The sequence below is a fragment of the Neobacillus niacini genome (genome assembly GCF_000759675.1).
GTDB lineage: Bacteria > Bacillota > Bacilli > Bacillales > Cytobacillaceae > Neobacillus > Neobacillus niacini_A.
Genome location: NZ_BAWM01000086.1, coordinates 120,440 through 138,634, shown reverse-complemented (window position 1 = coordinate 138,634; position 18,195 = coordinate 120,440). Strand labels below are relative to the sequence as shown.

15 protein-coding genes are annotated in these 18,195 nt (G+C 38.7%); 1 reads left to right on the top strand and 14 read right to left on the bottom strand.

Annotation, left to right across the window (positions count from 1 at the left end; genetic code table 11):
* Positions 1–33: 33 nt before the first annotated feature.
* From TR08_RS21025 to TR08_RS31355, 8 genes are all read right to left on the bottom strand, one after another.
* Positions 34–606 carry a DNA-3-methyladenine glycosylase I gene (locus TR08_RS21025; RefSeq protein WP_045521791.1) on the bottom strand — a complete coding sequence of 191 codons (573 nt, stop codon included), beginning with the start codon at positions 604–606 and terminating at the stop codon, positions 34–36.
* A 294-nt stretch (positions 607–900) separates the two neighbouring features.
* A complete protein-coding gene (locus tag TR08_RS21020; protein ID WP_045521637.1) occupies positions 901–2,853 on the bottom strand; it encodes a TRAP transporter permease in 1,953 nt (650 codons plus the stop codon).
* On the bottom strand, positions 2,840–3,361 hold the full coding sequence (locus tag TR08_RS21015) for a DUF1850 domain-containing protein (RefSeq protein WP_045521636.1): 522 nt from the start codon (positions 3,359–3,361) through the stop codon (positions 2,840–2,842). The genes TR08_RS21020 and TR08_RS21015 overlap by 14 nt, the downstream gene beginning before the upstream one ends.
* Positions 3,362–3,436: 75 nt before the next feature.
* The gene (locus tag TR08_RS21010; RefSeq protein WP_045521634.1) at positions 3,437–4,429 is read right to left on the bottom strand and encodes a TAXI family TRAP transporter solute-binding subunit; all 993 of its coding nucleotides are present in this window, start codon (positions 4,427–4,429) and stop codon (positions 3,437–3,439) included.
* A gap of 151 nt (positions 4,430–4,580) precedes the next feature.
* Positions 4,581–5,564 carry a proline dehydrogenase family protein gene (locus TR08_RS21005; RefSeq protein ID WP_045521632.1) on the bottom strand — a complete coding sequence of 328 codons (984 nt, stop codon included), beginning with the start codon at positions 5,562–5,564 and terminating at the stop codon, positions 4,581–4,583.
* A 157-nt stretch (positions 5,565–5,721) separates the two neighbouring features.
* Positions 5,722–6,879: a cell division protein FtsZ gene (ftsZ, locus tag TR08_RS21000; RefSeq protein WP_045521630.1), complete on the bottom strand. Its 1,158-nt coding sequence runs from the start codon at positions 6,877–6,879 to the stop codon at positions 5,722–5,724.
* 288 nt (positions 6,880–7,167) lie between these two features.
* Positions 7,168–8,088, bottom strand: coding sequence for a DUF1002 domain-containing protein (locus tag TR08_RS20995; RefSeq protein ID WP_045521628.1), 921 nt, complete (start codon positions 8,086–8,088; stop codon positions 7,168–7,170).
* A 123-nt stretch (positions 8,089–8,211) separates the two neighbouring features.
* The gene (locus TR08_RS31355; protein WP_045521625.1) at positions 8,212–9,396 is read right to left on the bottom strand and encodes an MFS transporter; all 1,185 of its coding nucleotides are present in this window, start codon (positions 9,394–9,396) and stop codon (positions 8,212–8,214) included.
* 293 nt (positions 9,397–9,689) lie between these two features.
* Between TR08_RS31355 and TR08_RS34040 the strand changes: the two genes are divergently transcribed.
* Positions 9,690–9,947 carry a hypothetical protein gene (locus tag TR08_RS34040; RefSeq protein ID WP_045521623.1) on the top strand — a complete coding sequence of 86 codons (258 nt, stop codon included), beginning with the start codon at positions 9,690–9,692 and terminating at the stop codon, positions 9,945–9,947.
* A gap of 81 nt (positions 9,948–10,028) precedes the next feature.
* Here TR08_RS34040 and TR08_RS20980 read toward each other — a convergent pair whose 3' ends face one another.
* The 6 genes from TR08_RS20980 to TR08_RS20955 all read right to left on the bottom strand — a co-directional run bounded on the left by TR08_RS20980 (position 10,029) and on the right by TR08_RS20955 (position 18,180).
* Positions 10,029–10,796 carry an IclR family transcriptional regulator gene (locus tag TR08_RS20980; protein WP_045521622.1) on the bottom strand — a complete coding sequence of 256 codons (768 nt, stop codon included), beginning with the start codon at positions 10,794–10,796 and terminating at the stop codon, positions 10,029–10,031.
* 61 nt (positions 10,797–10,857) lie between these two features.
* Positions 10,858–13,035, bottom strand: coding sequence for a malate synthase G (locus tag TR08_RS20975; protein WP_045521620.1), 2,178 nt, complete (start codon positions 13,033–13,035; stop codon positions 10,858–10,860).
* 76 nt (positions 13,036–13,111) lie between these two features.
* A complete protein-coding gene (locus TR08_RS20970) occupies positions 13,112–14,560 on the bottom strand; it encodes an FAD-linked oxidase C-terminal domain-containing protein (protein ID WP_045521618.1) in 1,449 nt (482 codons plus the stop codon).
* Positions 14,538–15,899 (bottom strand): (Fe-S)-binding protein, encoded by a 1,362-nt coding sequence (locus TR08_RS20965; RefSeq protein ID WP_045521613.1) that lies wholly within the window; start codon positions 15,897–15,899, stop codon positions 14,538–14,540. Before TR08_RS20965 ends, TR08_RS20970 begins: the two co-directional genes overlap by 23 nt.
* A 1-nt stretch (position 15,900) precedes the next feature.
* Positions 15,901–17,223 (bottom strand): FAD-binding oxidoreductase, encoded by a 1,323-nt coding sequence (locus TR08_RS20960; protein WP_045521612.1) that lies wholly within the window; start codon positions 17,221–17,223, stop codon positions 15,901–15,903.
* Between the two features lie 177 nt (positions 17,224–17,400).
* Positions 17,401–18,180, bottom strand: coding sequence for an NAD-dependent protein deacylase (locus tag TR08_RS20955; protein WP_052427557.1), 780 nt, complete (start codon positions 18,178–18,180; stop codon positions 17,401–17,403).
* Between the last annotated feature and the right edge of the window lie 15 nt (positions 18,181–18,195).

Genomic DNA, 18,195 nt, shown 5'->3' with positions numbered 1-18,195 from the left:
TTTAGACCATTCAATATAAAGAACAAATGGAATTTATGTATTTTTTACCGGAATTTTATTGTAGCAAATGCACGATTCTAAATGATCATTTACCATCCCTGTCGCTTGCATAAAAGCATAACAAATCGTGGACCCAACAAATTTAAAGCCGCGTTTTTTCAAATCCTTACTTAACCTGTCACTTATATCGGTTGTAGCTGGAACTTCTGTTAAATCTTTAAAGTGATTTTTTATAGGTTTACCATCTACAAAAGACCAAATATACTTGCTAAACGAACCAAACTCTTCGGTCACCTTTAGAAATGCCTTTGCATTCGTAATGACTGCATTTATTTTGAGTTTATTTCTAACAATTCCCTCATTCTGTAACAGTTCTTCGATTTTCTTTTCATCATAAGAAATGATTATACTTGGTTCAAAATGGTCGAATGCCTTGCGATAATTTTCTCTCTTCTTCAAAATCGTGTACCAGCTTAACCCAGCCTGAGCACCCTCTAAGTTCAAATATTCAAATAGTAATCGATCATCATAAACGGGCACGCCCCATTCATGATCATGATAATCGATATATAGTGGATCCTGATTTACCCAACCGCATCTTTTCATTTTAAAAAAACCTCCAATTTTGCTCTCTTTAACAAACTTATCTTTTTCCATTCTATTAATCAACATTTTACACCACAAAAACTTCCATTAATTGGTGACTGCATAATTTTTCTCGTTATTCAGTTAAAAAAAGTTTTGTTGTATTCATCCAGGGTCAGTTTACATATTTACTAATTTTAGTAGAATTGGAAGAGTGTGTCAATTTAGAACAAAATTAAATCAATACTTAAACCTAATTCCGAAAAAGCAAAACTCAGACCTCAAATTAATTGAGTCCCGAGTTTTTGCTTATATTCAATTTTGCACTTTAGGAATGTGTTCCCGTTTATAGAAATATTGCAAAGCAAGTAAGATAGCAAACATTACTAAACCGATTATGTCTGAGATATTTTCAGGATAGATTAAACATAATCCCGCTCCAAGAGACGCAATACGCTCCATCCAATTCAATTTTCGCATCCAAAAACCAATAACCCCAGCACTTATGGCTATCATTCCTATAAAGGCCGTAAAAACAACCCAAATTAAATAAGTCCAAGTGGTATCAATCATTAACAATTCCGGTGACAAGACAAACATATATGGGATGATAAAAGCGGAAATGGCGAGCTTTGTTGATTCCACCCCCGTTCGAAATGGCTCTCCACCGGATATAGCCGCTGCGGCAAATGCTGCTAGTGCGACTGGAGGAGTAATATCAGCCACAATTCCAAAATAAAACACAAACAAGTGAGCAGATAAATCAGGAACTCCTAACAAAATGATAGCTGGTGCTGCAATCGTTGAGGTAATGACATAATTAGCAGTCGTAGGAGAGCCCATTCCCAAAATCAAGGAAGCAATCATCGTCAAAAACAAGGTCGGCAGCAATGCCCCTCCCGCAATATCAAGGAGCCCGTTCGCCATTTTTAAGCCTAGTCCTGTTTTCGTTACCACACCGACAATGATACCTGCAGCTGCGGTGGCTGCAGCAACACCTAACGCGGAACGAGCTCCATCTACTAATGCTTCAATGATTCCTTTAAATCCGATCCTCGTTTCTTTTCTAATTGCACTTACAACAACAGTAATGACAATCGACCATAATGCTGCCCGAATAACACTCATTCCTGACATTAACAAAAGGACTATAGCAATAATAGGAAGCAATAAATAGAGTTTACCAAGAACCTCTTTCCTGCTTGGCATTTCTTCCTTTGTTAACCCGCGAAGACCGATTCGTTTTGCTTCGAAATGAGTCATAATCCAAATACCTGTAAAATAAAGAACAGCCGGTATTGCAGCTGCCTTCGCTATTTCCCAGTAGCTGATACCCCCGATAAATTCAACCATTAAGAAGGCTGCTGCCCCCATTACAGGTGGCATTAACTGACCGCCTGTGGAAGACGACGCCTCAACTGCACCTGCAAACTCCTTTTTATAACCCAGGTTTTTCATCATCGGGATAGTAAAGGCTCCAGATGTTACCACGTTAGCAACAGAACTGCCGCTAATTGTTCCCTGTAGAGCGCTCGAAAAAACTGCAACCTTCGCTGGCCCCCCCACACTTCTTCCAGCTATCGCAATCGAAAGATCGTTAAAATATTCGCCAACTCCTGTTTTGATTAAAAAGGAACCAAATAATAGAAAGAGAAAGATAAAGGTCGAAGAAACGCCAATCGGTGTACCAAGGATACCTTCAGTAGTAAAGAACATCGTCTGGACTAACCGATCTAATTCTAGCCCACGGTGAGCGATGGCACCCGGCATGTACGGTCCAAAAACTGCATACCCCATAAAAACGATTGCAATAATTGTTATTGGCAGACCAACTGTTCTGCGAGTTGCCTCTAACACGAGTAAAATTGCTGCAAGTCCAACAAAAAAATCAATTTGTGTGATATTTCCTGTCCTTAAGACCAAATCATCGATCATGACCGGCCAATAAGCACCAACGATGACTGAAATAATCGCAAAGATGATATCAAACCAAGCGATCTTAATCTCTTTTCCTTTATTTTTTTTTCGAGCAGGAAATAATAAGAAAATTAATGCGAGCGCAAAGCCTAAATGAACAGAGCGCTGCAGCTGAGCTGTTAACATACCGAATACGCCAGTATATAAATGAAAGATAGAAAAAGCCAATAAACCTGCGAATGCCATCCAAAGAGGCATCCCTTTTAACTTTCGAGTACCAGCTTCAGGATCATATTTCTCTAAAAGTTCCTGTTGCTTCGCTTCTGACAGAGTCTCTTCATAGTGACTCAAGAATATTCACTCCTTTCCATTGCTTAATAAAGTTCAATTTACGGATTTCCACTTTTACAGACGTGCCAGGTTTTATAAAACGAGATAAGGGGTATTCCTTATTTTTAAAAATCACTGTATGATTGGCACGGACCTGTCCGATTCGTAAATGAAAGAAAGGAAAGTCCCGTTTCATGTTTCTGATGTAATAGGCACCATTTATTTGTTCAAACGTTTCTCCTTTTTCTGCATTGGAAGGCATGCCAATGGCAAAATCCTCATACATCAGTTCATATTGTAGTATCCTCTGGTCGTGAGTAATTTTATAGCTTTCAACGACATCGGATAAATGAATGGAATGGGTGTATTTAATTTGGAAATCAGTTTCGTCTTTTACACGAATGTAAGCAAGTACCGCTTTGCTATGATTTGGTTGGAAAACAATAGCTTTCTGGAAAGGTATGAATGCTAAAATGATCAGGATAATAAAGAAGATTAATAGATATTGGATTAGTTGAAATTTACGCATTTTCCCCTCCTCTCCAATTGAGAAAACGAGGCCAGCTCGTGTTAAGCCGGCCAAGTTAGTGTAAAAATAAACCCGTTACTGTTCTTTAACGCCTTTTTCATCAAAGTATTTTTGTGCACCAGGATGTACATCAATCCCCACACCATTTAACGCGTTCTCCACCTTAATTAATTTACCTTTTGCATGTGTCACTTTATCAAGATTTTCAAAGATTGCTTTCGTAATGTCATAAACAACATCCTCAGCAAGATCACTGTTCGCCACTAGCATCGCTTGAACAGCGACTGTGGTTACAGCAGACTCCAATCCATATGTCCCTGTTGGAACCTCCTCCTTAACATAGAAAGGATACTTTTTAATTAGGCTATCGATTTTGTCTTGTTCAATCGGAACAATGACCACATCTTCTGTTGCACCTAGGCCTTCAACCGCACCAGTCGGTGTACCTGCTGTTACAAAAGCCGCATCAATCGTACCATCTTGAATTCCTTGCGTAGACTCATCAAATGATAAATCTTGTTTATCAATATCATCAAATGTCATTCCGTGAACTTCTAGAATTTGTTCAGCATTTGCAACTGTACCGGATCCAGGTGCACCTACTGACACCTTTTTTCCTTTTAAATCTTTAACCGAAGTAATCCCGGATTCTTTTGTGGTAACAATTTGAATCGTTTCAGGGTATAAGGTGGCAATCGCCTTTACATTTTCAACCTTATTGTTTTCAAACATTAATTTTCCGTCAACAGCGTACGAAGCAATATCTGTTTGGGAAAATGCAATTTCGGCATCGCCATTCTTAAGGGTGGTCATATTTTCCGCAGAAGCACCACTTGTTTCAGCATTTGCATCAATTCCAGTTGCGTCTTTAATAATTTCAGCAAAGGAGCCTCCTAATGGATAATAGGTTCCACCTGTACCACCTGTTAGAATACTGATGAATTGCGGCTTTTCTTCCTCTTCATTTGCTGGCTTTTCCCCACTCTCCTCTTTATTTCCGCACGCTGCAAGAATCATAGAGAGCGTTAAGAGAAAGACCATAGAAAGATAAAATCTTTTCTTTTTCATAAAATTTCCCCCTTTTTATAAAATTCCGTCCATCAATCAATACTTATTATTCATCAGGTACAAACTTGTCAATTTTAACAAGAATAGTTCTTTAGACCTACCTTCGTTAAAAAAAGAAACCCCTTTCATATGAAAGGGGTTTTAAACTATCTTATCTACGTTTCTTCTTAGCATCCTTCGTCAATCTACCTAACAAAAATGCACCAGCAGCCACACCTAATATTTTATTTGTCTTCTTGTTAAATACTTGCTTGGCAACAAGATTTAAGTTCTGAGGTCTTTCTGCTAGTCGTCTCATGAAATATCCGTACCAGTCATTTCCGAAAGGAACATACGTACAGAAGTTAAAGCCTTCACTTGCTAATTTTAGTTGAAGTTCTTTTCTGAAACCGTACAGCATTTGAAACTCATATTGCTCATTTGGTATGTTATTTCTTTTAACAAATTCCTTCACATGGTTAATGATCATATGATCGTGAGTAGCAATAGAAGTAAACTTACCATTTAATAAATGCCATTCAATAAGCTTAATAAAGTTTGCATCGATGTCTTTTTTATTTTGGTAAGCGTATTCAACAGGCTCCTTATAAGCCCCTTTTACAATCCGCAAACGGTAATTTTTATATTTTTCAAGGTATTCATCCGCACGAAGCAAATAAGCCTGAATTACCGTTCCAACGTTGTCATATTCTCTAGACAATTCATCCAATACATCAAAAGTAGGCTGTAAATGGCCGGTGTCTTCCATGTCAATGTTAACAAAAACTCCATAGTTGTTTGCTCTATCAACGATTTCTCTTAAGTTATTTAAGCAAATGCTATATTCGATATCCAACCCTAATTGCGTAGGCTTTAAAGAGATGTGAGCATCCACTTTATGCTCATGAATCGCTTCAATGACGTTAAGAATTTGCTCTTTCGCTTCTGTTGCTTCTTCTTCTTTAAAAACGAATTCACCTAAGTTATCAACGGTACAAGAAATTCCTTGCGCGTTCAGTTCTTTAATACTTTTTATTACTTCATCGATATTGGTACCTGCAACAACACTTTGTGCACCCATTTTTAAGCCATACTTTTTAGCTGCACTATTTAATAATTGGTTTTGCGATAAGCTCATAAAAATATCTTTCAACATAGCGATTACTCCTTGCTGTTGTTATTTCACTATTATTTTAACATAATTCTTATAAATTCACCTAAAATTTTTAAAAAAATTGTCGAAAATAGAATGGGTTATATCCTTAACCCAAAAAAGGCCGCCGAGATTATTCTCAACAGCCTTAGTGTTAGCTTTATCTTCTATTACGATTACGCAAGAATGTTGGAATATCGAGCGTATCTTCTGATTGTGGTCTTTGTCGGTCATGACTTTGTGGAGTTTCTTCTTGAACACTCTGCTCACGTCTTGGGAGACCTTGAGATTGTGGTCTTGAAGTTACATCCCTTGAAGGAACATCCCTTGAAGGGCTAACCGTATTCTTTCTAGAAGATAGTTCGGTTTCGGAAAAACCGGTTGCAATGACTGTTATCATAATTTCATCTTTATAGTTTTCATTGATAATCGAACCGAAGATCATATTTAGTTCTTTGTCTGCAGCAGAAGATACAATATCTGCTGCTTCTTGGACTTCATATAAACTTAAATTGCTGCCACCTGTTATGTTCATTAGTACACCCTGTGCTCCATCGATTGAGGTTTCAAGCAGCGGACTTGAAATAGCTTTCTTCGCTGCTTCCACAGCACGGTCCTTACCTTTTGCAAGACCTATCCCCATTAAGGCTGTCCCTTGATTAGACATAATGGTTTTTACATCCGCGAAATCGAGGTTGATTAATCCAGGGACCGCAATTAAATCGGAAATCCCTTGTACACCTTGTCTGAGCACATTATCTGCTTCACGGAATGCTTGAATCATAGGAGTTTTTTTATCTACGATTTGCAGCAAGCGATCGTTAGGTACAATAATTAATGTGTCTACTGCTTCACGCATTAAATCAATCCCAGCTGCTGCATTGGTTGAACGTTTACGCCCTTCAAATCCAAATGGACGTGTCACAACACCAATAGTTAAGGCACCCAATTCACGGGAGATTTGAGCAATCGCAGGTGCAGCTCCAGTCCCAGTTCCTCCGCCCATACCAGCGGTAACAAAGACCATATCTGCTCCTTTTAAGACTTCTTGTATCTGCTTTCTACTTTCCTCTACTGCATTTCTACCAACTTCAGGATTGGCACCAGCACCTAACCCTCTCGTTAAGGTTGCACCGATTTGCATTTTAATTTCTGCTTTTGATAGTTTAAGTGCTTGAGCGTCTGTATTAACCGCAATAAATTCAACACCTTGAACACCGTCTTCTATCATTCGGTTTACGGCATTATTACCGCCGCCGCCAACACCGATTACTTTTATTCTTGCTACTTGATCTATGTCCATTTCAAAATCCCACATAGTTTAATTCCTCCTGCTCCCGCAAAATCAATGCCTCATTATTCATAATTCAAAAAATTCTATTGTTTATTTTCAAGTTAGCTTTTAGCAGATTTATTACGCAAGTATAAATTATAATCTAACTAAAGCAGATTTTTATAGAATTTTGTCGAAACCTTTTATCTTAAATTCTATTTTAACAAAAAACTGGGGATTTTTATATAGTCCTGTGGTCACTCCTGTTCATTTTATCATTAAAATTTTGTTACAAACGAACGAAAGGCTCAGTTCTATGACTGAGCCTAAAAATTATGAGAATATACTTTTGATACTTTCGATTAATCCTTTAAAGAAATCTGCTACTTGTTGCAGAAAATTCTTGTCGCCTACTGCTTCCTCAATCCGTTGCTGGATATCTTGCGTAAGATTTTCAAGCTGAGATTTGACATTATCGAAATTAATATTTAGGTCTCTCATTTTTTCAAACAAGTCTAGTAAGAGCTGGCGATCTTCTGCACTAAGGTTGATTTCTAATGTCTTTAACTTTTCATCGATAATCGCAGCCAGTTCTTCCTTGGTCGCAGGATTTTGTTCTGCAATTTCCTTTTTAATTTCTGTCAGCAATTCACTTACTTTATCCTGATTTAGCCCTTCTTTTTTTGCTAAATCTGTAGCCAAGTTCAATTCTTCATTGGCGACCTCTGTCCGCTCCAGATTTAGAGTTGCGCCTTCACCTTCATCGTAAGCCTTATAAATACCAACTAACGCAGAGTGTCCGCTGACTTTTACTGGAGAAGCAACTTCTACCACAGCGTCCTGAATTCCTGCAGTCAGGAGGGCATTTGCATACATTTCATCGGTAACCTCTGTAATATTTTCAGGGGTGACCTGGTTGATAACAAGCCCCTCACCTGAATCCTTTCTAGTAATTTTAGCCGAGGAATACATATTAGAGTGACGGTCACCTTTAATATACTTAACTAAGTCTTCTCCAGAAACAGTAATCTCTTTTACTTTGCTAGTATCAGTTACTTTTAAAAGCTTTCTCACTTCATCCTTTTGAGCCGCTGATAATGCTTCCCCGTAAACCACGATCGGCAGCCCAAACTTCACATTGATACTCTCTTCATTATTACCATTACTATCGGCAAACACCTTGCTTGTACTACTTACGGACAATATTAATGCCATTATAATAGCAAATGCAGTCACCTGATAAAAACGTTTCATCTAATCTCTCCTTATCTTGATTCTACGATGGTACACCCTAAAAGACGGTTAACTCGGCGAATAAGTTTCAAATATATAGGTATAGTATGTGAAAAATAGTAAAACCATCCTGGAGGATGGCCTCTAATCCTTTACAAAGCCTTGAATTCTTTTCAAAAAGAAAAAGAAAAATAGAAAGGAGAATGCTCCTAAAAAAATGAACCCTGATACTAATGAAATACTTGTTGAAATGATACCAAAGCCGATACCTACTGTAAAGGTTATGACACTCTCAATCAATGATTGAATAGACTCAATCGTAGCTCTTATTTCCGAACTCCCTTGATGATGAAGATATCCTGTTACGACCGGATCAATCACTCCACTGGCTAAAAAAACGATAATGATCATGATTAAGCCAACACTACCTGGAAAAATTGCTGTCATAAAAAAGCAAACAGTGGTGATCCCAAGGATAAAGAGAATGATTGATTCAGCTTTGAAATAGGTAAGCAGATAAGCCGCTAGTAAGTTTCCTGGAATTCTTGCCAGCGAAATACAGGCTGAAAATACTCCAAAAAAAAGAACAGAGAACCCAATCTCGTCTAAATAAAGCTGCCAAAACTCATCTAAATACGTAATGCAAGCTCCAATTGCCATTGCATGTATGATAATAGAAACTAACTTTGGATTTGTTTTATAGAAGGACAACGATTTACCTACATAAACCATAAAGACTGCCTGTTTGTTTTCCTTTTTCTCCTGGTGATTATTTCTAGGCGGTTCCTTTAATTGGATGGTAAATATCAATACAAGGAACATACTTACTGCCGAAACGATATAGTTAAATTCAAATCCAAAATATTTTGCTAGAACGCTTCCTGATAGGGCCGCTATTAACGAGCCGAAAAAATCGATTGAGTTCATTCTCCCAACGATTTTTTCAAAGGACCTTTGCTTATTAACTGTTACAAGTGAGTCATAAAGTAGTGCATTCAATGCACCACTTGTACAGGCGCTCGAAATGCCTGCTAAAAAGACAACCAAGGCAAATGCCCAAAAGTAATAGGCAAAAAGCAGGATAATAAATTCGAACATCGATAAGACTGCCCCAAAAACGAGGAGTTTTTTTCTGCCAAATTTATCGGCAAAAACTCCTGTAGGTATTTCAAATATGACAATACTTACGGCATAGATGATTTCGCAAAGAACAACCATCAACACCGTCATACCCCGCTGCTCCCAAAATAACCTTTCGATCACGTAAGCAGGGATTAAGTTATGAAAAAAAATAATTAGATGGAGATTATTTATATTTTTTACCATCATCCAATTGAATCCTCCTTTTTTCTATTTCTAAATAGAAATATTAAAGGAGGCGGACGGATGGTCTTCTTTTTAGGTTAACAAGGTGGTCTCACTAAATACATAAAATCAACTCCTAATTTTATTTACTTGTTTTTATTTTAGTGCATAGAAATGAATTTAGTACACAAATAAGAAGCTATTTTTCATTTAAGAACTTCTTTACTCCATCTATAAGATCAAAAGGCATTACGCCATAGTGCGATAACAAAGCGAGTGAACATGATTACTTACATAAACTCGGTGCTAAAGAGGTTATGTCAAGGGAAGAAGTTTATAACGGAAAAGTCAAAGCTTTAGATAAACAGCTTTGGGAAGGTTGTGTCGATCCGGTCGGTGGTGAATCACTAGCAGTAATATTAAGTAAGCTTCAATACAATGGTTCAGCAGCAGTCAGTATAAATATAATCAAAAAAGCCGCAAAACTTACTACAAGTTTAGCGGCTTTTTTCTTTAGTTTAGAACGAGAATTAAATGCCTTTTCTGATTCCCTCTCGCCTAGTTTTTCACCTTGAACGGGATTCACATTCCTAACTTGATGGTGACTTGAAACTTTTCAACTAAAACGACTATTTATCCCATTTCTAACCCGTTTTTTATCTAACATGTCCTAATCTCGCTGATATCTGCTGGCTTGTTTCTATCATAATGGGACCGAGTTGATTCAACCGTTCAGTGGTCATCCGTGTGGTCGGTCCTGAAATACTGACAGCTGCAACCACATTACCTAGATGATCAAAAACGGGTGCAGCTATACAGGTAATACCATATTCATTTTCTTCTAAGTCTAAAGCATAACCCCTTAGTCGTATTTGTTTTAACTCTTGAAGGATTGCTTCTATCGAAGTAATAGTATTGTCTGTATGATAAGGCATACCTTTTCGGTCAAGAATCGCAATAACATCATTTTCAGATAAATGGGATAGAATCGCTTTCCCTACGGACGTGCAATGCATCGGAGCTCTTTTTCCAACCTTTGAATGGGTTCTTAATGTTTCAGTTCCTTCTAATTTCTCAATATAGACTACTTCTCCTTGGTCATAGACAACTAAATGAATGACTTCATTCGTCTTATTTTCTAGCTCTTGGAGAAATGGTTTCGCTTCAGTCCTTAAATCAATTGATTCTAACAGCTTCGAGCTAATATCAAGAAACTTATAGCCAAGCTTGTATTTCCCTGTTTCACGATCCTGTTCGATATAGCCATATTGAACAAGTGTGGAAAGTGTTCTAAAAACAGAGCTTTTATTGATATCGATTTGGTTTGCAATTTCCGTAACACCCAGCCCGCCTTTTTTCATTCCCACTAGTGCAATAATATCAAGTGCCCTGCTTACCGACTTTACCACATTTTCTCTTTGCAACCTTGCTCACCTCTTTGACAGGGCATTTTTTTATAATGAAATGCCCTGACCACATCATTAATTAGGATCTAACTGAATGTTTTGCTTTCGCTTCAAGACGGCGGCTATGCAAGATTGGTTCAGTATATCCACTAGGCTGGTCATAGCCCTTAAATACTAGATCACACGCAGCCTGGAAGGCAACAGATTGATCAAATTCCGGAGCCATCGGTCTGTATGCTGGATCCCCAGCATTTTGTTCATCCACTACTTTAGCCATTCGTTCCATTGTTTCTATCACTTGTTCCTTCGTGCAAATTCCATGGTGCAGCCAGTTAGCAACATGTTGACTGGAAATACGAAGAGTGGCTCTATCTTCCATAAGTGCAATATTATTAATATCAGGTACCTTTGAGCATCCGATTCCCTGCTCTACCCACCTTACGACATAGCCAAGTATCCCTTGCGCATTATTATCAAGCTCTGATTGGATTTCATCTTGACTCCAATTCGTATTTTCAGCAACAGGAATTTGTAAAATATCATCACGTAAATCAGTAATGTTTCCTATAAGATTATTTTGTACCTCCTTCACATTTACTTGATGGTAATGCAGAGCGTGAAGGGTTGCAGCCGTTGGAGATGGAACCCATGCTGTATTTCCTCCAGCTAATAAATGTCCTATTTTTTGCTCGAGCATGCCCTTCATCAAATCCGGCATGGCCCACATTCCTTTACCTATTTGTGCTCTTCCTTGGAGGCCGGTAGACAGACCATTGTTAACATTTGATTTTTCATAGCTTTGAAGCCAAAGTGTGGATTTCATCTCATTTTTACGAATCATCGCACCTGCCTCCATTGACGTGTGCATTTCATCGCCCGTACGGTCAAGGAATCCAGTGTTTATGAATACGATACGATCCTTAACTTCACGGATACACGCTTTTAAATTTAGGGATGTACGACGTTCCTCATCCATAACACCAATTTTCAGCGTATTTCTATCTAACTCAAGTAAATCCTCAGTCCGGTTAAAAAGCTCATTCGCAAATGCGGCTTCCTCTGGACCATGCATTTTTGGTTTTACAATATAAATCGAGCCGTTTGCTGAATTTTTGTGGGAGGTATTTCCTATCAATGAATGTTTTGCACATAGAGAGGTAACAACAGCATCGATGATTCCCTCTTGAACCTCATTGCCCTTTCCATCAAGGATTGAATTGTTGCTCATTAGATGACCGACATTTCGAACCAGCATTAAAGCGCGTCCAGGCAAGGTCAATTCACTGCCATTAGGTGACACATAATGGCGGTCTGGATTGAGTGTTCGTGTCAATGTTTTCTTTCCTTTTGTAAAAGTTGCAGTTAGATTGCCTTTATTTAAGCCTAACCAATTGCGATATACAAGAACCTTATCCTGCGCATCAACTGCTGCCACAGAGTCTTCGCAATCCATAATCGAAGTAAGCGCGGATTCTAGGAGAATATCTTTTACACCTGCAGCATCCGTTTTCCCAATAGGATGGCTTTGGTCAATCTGAATTTCAAAATAGTTATCATTATTTTTCAATAAGACAGCGGAAGGTTGGGTAGAATCGCCTTGATAACCAGTAAATTTTTCTTCATTCTGTAAACGAGTTTTATGACCATTACGTAACTTAACCACCAAACTTCCTTGGTCAATCGTATAGCGTAAAGCGTCTTTATGTGACCCATCCTGTAAAGGAACACTTTGATCAAGAAATTCTCTAGCAAAGGCGATTACTTTCTCCCCACGTACAGGATTATAACCACCTTGGTTCTTTGCTCCTCCTTCATCACTAATAACATCGGTACCGTATAACGCATCGTACAAGCTTCCCCACCGTGCATTTGCTGCATTAATTGCATAGCGGGCATTATCAACAGGCACAACTAATTGAGGACCTGCTTTTAAAGCAATTTCATCATCTGCTCCTTCAGTTGTTATACTAAAATCCTCCAGTTCTGGCTGCAGATAGCCGATTTCATCTAAGAATGCTTTGTATCTATCAAACTTGAATTCTTTATTTTCCCGGTGCCATGTATTAATTTTCGTTTGGAGTTCATCTCTTTTAGCAAGCAACTCTTTATTTCTTGGAGTCAAATCGTTGATGATTCTTTGAAAACCTCCCCAAAATTGTTCCTGATCCACTAGGCTGCCTGGGATAGCCTCTGAATTAATAAAATCAAATAATTCACTGGCTACCTGTAATTCTCCTATTTTTATATAGTTTATCATCTTACAATTCCTCCCGATTATTAAAAGATTAGCCATATTGTTTATTATGGCGAAACAGCGTTTCTATAAATAGACACTACACTTTCATTTCTTTTTTAATTTCAACACAGCGCCCTGGAGTCGGAAAAAGTTTTCCGGCATTTAAGAGATTATCAGGATTAAAAACTTCACGAATATTGGTTTGCGCAAGAATTTCTTCTTCTTTAAAAACAAACCACATTTCTTCTCGCTTTTCTATTCCTACGCCATGTTCACCTGTTATCGTGCCGCCAACCTCTGCACAAGCCTTTAAACATGCGCTTCCAGCTTCTAATGCTCTTTCGATTTCACCTGGCTTACGGGCATCAAATAGAACGAGTGGGTGGAGATTTCCATCTCCTGCATGAAAAATATTCGCGATTCGCAAACCAGATTCTTCACTGATCTGTGCAATTTTCCGCAGTATCTCTGGAAGCTTGCTCCTCGGAATTACCCCATCCTGTACTAAATAATCAGGAGAAATGGCACCCATCGCTCCAAATCCTGTTTTACGATTCGCCCACCACCGACCTCTTTCCTCTTCATCTTTGGCAGCACGAACCTCACGAACATTGCTTTTTTTACAAACCTCCAAGATTTGGTTAATTTGTTCCTCAATACCTGCCGTAATCCCGTCGACTTCAATTAGTAAAACCGCCTCAATATCCTTTGGATGTCCGACAGGGAATGCTGCCGCCTCCACAGCCTCAATGGCTGTTTTGTCCATCATTTCCAGTGCCGCTGGAACAATTCCTGCAGAAATAATATCTGAAACTGCTTGGCTTCCATCCTCAACCTTATCGAAATAGGCTAGAACTGTCTGTTTTCCTTCTGGATTTTTTAATATTCGAACGGTTATTTTCGTGACAATTCCTAGAGTTCCTTCAGAACCAGTCAAAACTCCCAGTAGATCGTAACCAGGTTCATCCAAAACACCATATCTACCAATCTCAATAATATCTCCATTCGGAAGCACGACTTCTAGACCAAGAATATGGTTTGTGGTGACTCCATATTTTAGACAATGTGCCCCGCCTGCATTTTCTGCTACATTCCCTCCAATCGTGCAGCAATATTGGCTCGAAGGATCGGGAGCGTAATAATAACCTCTATCAGAAATGGAGTTTGTTAGTTTAAGATTAACGAAGCCTGGTTCAACTACTGCTCTTCTATTTTCAAGATCAACACTAATTAGCTTTTTCATTCGAACCATGCTGATGATTACTTCTCCATTAACAGGAATCGCCCCGCCACTTAAACCAGTACCAGCTCCACGGGCAAGAAAAGGAAGCCCATGTTCAGAGCAATATTTTACTAGTTTGGATACCTCCTCTGTATTTTTTGGAAAGACGACCGCTCTAGGCAAATGTTTATGAATCGTAAAACCATCGCAATCATACGCGAGTAAATCTGCTTTTTTATACAAAATGGATTTAGTACCACCAACAATCGCTGCGAGATGGATTATATGCTTGTCAGTTGTATTAATTCTTATGACTGACATCATTCGAATCCCCTTCTTCTTTTTGATAGGCCCAGTCAAGAAGCTGAACCGTGTGAACAATCTTCTGATTTCTTCCGTATTTTTGCACACCTAAAGCCATTTGCATCATACAACCGGGATTCCCCATAGAAATCATTTCAACACCCTCTGGCACGTTTTTCATTTTACTTTTAAGAACGGCATCAGCCATTTCAGGATTGGTAATATTATAGATTCCCGCGCTCCCACAACAGCGGTCTGCATTTGGCATGTGAACCATTTCTACTCCCGGAATATCCAACAGAATGTCCCGAGGTTCCTTCCTTACACCCTGCCCATGTGCTAAATGACAAGCGTCATGATAGGTGATTCGAGTATTGATCATTGCTTTTGGCTTTTCATATCCGGTATCGTATAAGTATTTGGAAATATCCACTACCTTCTCTTCGAATACTTTCGCTCGTTCTTCCCACTCTGGTTCGTCACGGAATAATTCTGAGTATTCCTTCATCATGCACCCGCAGCCAGCTGCATTGACAATCACTTTATCTGCATCTTCAAAAGCTATGATATTCTGCTTTGCTAATTTTCTTCCCATCTCTCTATCACCTGCATGAACATGCAATGCACCACAGCAGGTTTGATTTTCCGGAATGCTCACATCATTTCCATTCCTAGTTAGAACATTGATTGTGGACTGATTGATATCGCTAAAGAATACATCCATCACACAGCCAGTCAGCAGCGACACTTCATTCTTGGTTTCACCTTTAGTCTTTATGACAGATGGATTATTTTTGCGAACAGACCCCTTGACTTCCGGCATGATCGATTCCAATTCCATTAAATGCTGAGGCATGATGTTGATGAGTTTTGTTTTACGGACCACATTTTGCAAACCGCTTTTCTGGTAAAATCTTAACAGATCGCCAAGTGTGTGTAAGCGATTAGGATGAGGGAACACACCATGGAGGAAGAATTTGTTAACTGCTCCCTTCCAGCCCTTAAGAGGAATCGCTTGACGGATCTGTCCTCTTGCTTCCTCAATGAGCCCACCAACATCAACATCAACAGGACAAGCTGTGGTACAGGCACGACAATCCAGACAAGAAAAAACGGGATCAGCAAAATGTTCATCCACATTCAACTTTCCTTCTGCCACTGCTTTTATAAGATAGACACGTCCACGAGGTGAATGTTGTTCTTCCCCACTTTGTTCATATGTAGGACATGATTCCAAACACATACCACAATGGACACAATCTGCCCACTTTTTTTCCTGAGGCGGATCACTCCATAGATAGTTTCCTAGCGAAGATGTGCACGGCGGTTCTTGGTTTAATTCACTTTCCTTCACACTCATATTAGATCCCCCCGACAAAACGATTCTTGTTCAAGATTCGGTTGTGATCAATTTTTTGTTTAATTCCCTCAAAAAGAAAATGAGATGAAGCTTTTTCGCCCCAAACATTTACTTCCTTGCGAAGGGAGATTGGAAGGTGTTTTACAACGGCATATCCACCTAGCTGGATAACACTTTTTCTGATGTGCTTAATCGCAGAAACTACATCATCATTTGCACCACGAATGGATATGTGACATAATCCCGTGCCAAAACCTCCATGTGCTTCTATGGAAACATGACAAGTATCACCGATTAGCTCTGCTTCTTGTAAAATCTTTATGACATCTAAGTTGATAACTCCAATTTTTAAAACTGCTTCTGTTGTAGCTACGTTTGTTAAACCGTTGGGTTGTTGGTGATAAAATTTATCCCAGAAGGAGTTAGCTTCATTTTGTGATAGGGGTCTTAGGGTGGTTTTATCAGGGACTATGCTTCTGATAACATTTTCTTGATAGTGTACTGAGCTCTTTACATCTTCAAACGAAAAAAGCAATGTATATTGATTAGTATTTGTCAATTTCCCAGCTAAGGAGGGGTTTAATATCTCGAGGCTGATGGGTTCAATCATAGAATCAAGCACCTTGACAGCAAATGCTCGAATCTCATCAACATTACATTCAGAAAAGGATACAAAAAGAATAGATTCATATTTTGGTATGGGTCGCAGCTTTACGGTCACTTGTGATACAACCCCAAGAGTTCCCATTGCTCCGATAAATAACTTATTCATATCATACCCAGCAACATTTTTTACCACTTTTCCACCCGAACGAATTAGGGTTCCATCGGGATAGACCATTGTGAGGCCAATAACATTGTCCCTTGCTGAACCATATCCCAGTCTTTTGGGTCCACTATCGTTGGCTGAAATAATCCCTCCAATCGTCGCATGATTGGGAAAGAAAGGATCAAGTGAGACTTTTTGATTGTACGGAGCTAAATAGTTTTGTATTTCTTGTAAGGGGGTACCCGATTTTACTGTCAATGTCATATCTCCAGGATTATGCTCAACGATTCCAGTATATTGAGCTAATGATAAGAGAATGTCTGCTTTTTCTAAGAGCCCGCCATATCCTCTTTTTGTTCCGCCTCCCATGATGAAAACAGAGTGTTTATTTGTATTGGCATATTCTAATACAGCTGAAATTTCCTGTTCTGTTTTTGGAAAAATAGTTACTCTGCCAGAATTCCCAAGTGGATGTTGTTCATAGTCATCTTCTTTGTTAATTTCTAATTCTTTAAGAAAAACCTTCAATTCAGATAGACTTTCGTCAGTAATCAATCACTTCACCTCCATTTGTTGCGTAATAACAAACAACGTTTCTATTTTATTGTAAAAAATTCTGCCCATCCATTTCTCTTTAATTTTATTTTCCTCTCGCTCAATTGTCAATCTATTTAGAAAATTTAAACAAACACATAGAAGCCCCCTTTTAATTATGGGGGCACCAAAAAAATTTTACTTATTTACTTTCAAATCCTCATAAATTCGAGACAATGTTTCTCCTATCGAGTCATGGATGATATATGAATCCTTGCTCATGTCATAGGGCGAGTCACCTTTATTAATAATAATCAAAGGAGTACCTTCTCTTCTGTATTGTGGAAATGTGGAGAATGGGGTAACCTTCAAACTCGTTCCTAATACCAAAAGTATATCAGCTTGATTGATGATGTTAATGATTTCATTGAAACCATCAATGGTAAACCATTCTCCGCTATCTCCAAATAGGACGACATCGGGTTTGATATATCTATCTTTTTTAGTAGGAGGACTGCAATGGTTACAAATATAAAAGTCGTCTATGCTGTTTAGTCGGTTGATCATTTCTTCAGTCTTATAGGTTTTTCGACAGTTTTGACAGGAAGCGGTTTTCATCGTCCCATGAAATTCAATTACCTTTTGTGAGCCCGCTTTTTGATGAAGTCCATCAATGTTTTGTGTGATTATGTAGCTAACTTTCCCTTCGTTCTCCCATTGGGACAGGATTTCATGTCCTTTATTCGGGAGTGCTTCTGGGTGGTAAAGATTCTCAAAAGCAAACTGATAAAATCCCTTTGGGTTATGATAAAAATTATCGAGTGAAAGGATATATTCAGGTGCCCTCTGATAAATCCCTGTTTGTGAACGAAAATCCTTGATTCCCGATTCAGTACTAATACCTGCACCCGTAAGAACGACAATGTTCTTCGCATTTTTTATCAGGTTCGTGCAGGTTTGAAGCATGCTGCTCTCCATAACAACACTCCTATG

What these genes read in the sequence shown, in the direction of transcription:
- TR08_RS34040 (WP_045521623.1), top strand. Translation starts at nt 9,690, where the DNA reads ATGTCAAGGGAAGAAGTTTATAACGGAAAAGTCAAAGCTTTAGATAAA.
- TR08_RS21025 (WP_045521791.1), bottom strand. Translation starts at nt 606, where the DNA reads ATGAAAAGATGCGGTTGGGTAAATCAGGATCCACTATATATCGATTAT.
- TR08_RS20995 (WP_045521628.1), bottom strand. Translation starts at nt 8,088, where the DNA reads ATGAAACGTTTTTATCAGGTGACTGCATTTGCTATTATAATGGCATTA.
- TR08_RS31355 (WP_045521625.1), bottom strand. Translation starts at nt 9,396, where the DNA reads ATGATGGTAAAAAATATAAATAATCTCCATCTAATTATTTTTTTTCAT.
- ftsZ (WP_045521630.1), bottom strand. Translation starts at nt 6,879, where the DNA reads ATGTGGGATTTTGAAATGGACATAGATCAAGTAGCAAGAATAAAAGTA.
- TR08_RS20965 (WP_045521613.1), bottom strand. Translation starts at nt 15,899, where the DNA reads ATGAGTGTGAAGGAAAGTGAATTAAACCAAGAACCGCCGTGCACATCT.
- TR08_RS20955 (WP_052427557.1), bottom strand. Translation starts at nt 18,180, where the DNA reads ATGGAGAGCAGCATGCTTCAAACCTGCACGAACCTGATAAAAAATGCG.
- TR08_RS21010 (WP_045521634.1), bottom strand. Translation starts at nt 4,429, where the DNA reads ATGAAAAAGAAAAGATTTTATCTTTCTATGGTCTTTCTCTTAACGCTC.
- TR08_RS21015 (WP_045521636.1), bottom strand. Translation starts at nt 3,361, where the DNA reads ATGCGTAAATTTCAACTAATCCAATATCTATTAATCTTCTTTATTATC.
- TR08_RS21005 (WP_045521632.1), bottom strand. Translation starts at nt 5,564, where the DNA reads ATGTTGAAAGATATTTTTATGAGCTTATCGCAAAACCAATTATTAAAT.
- TR08_RS20975 (WP_045521620.1), bottom strand. Translation starts at nt 13,035, where the DNA reads ATGATAAACTATATAAAAATAGGAGAATTACAGGTAGCCAGTGAATTA.
- TR08_RS20970 (WP_045521618.1), bottom strand. Translation starts at nt 14,560, where the DNA reads ATGATGTCAGTCATAAGAATTAATACAACTGACAAGCATATAATCCAT.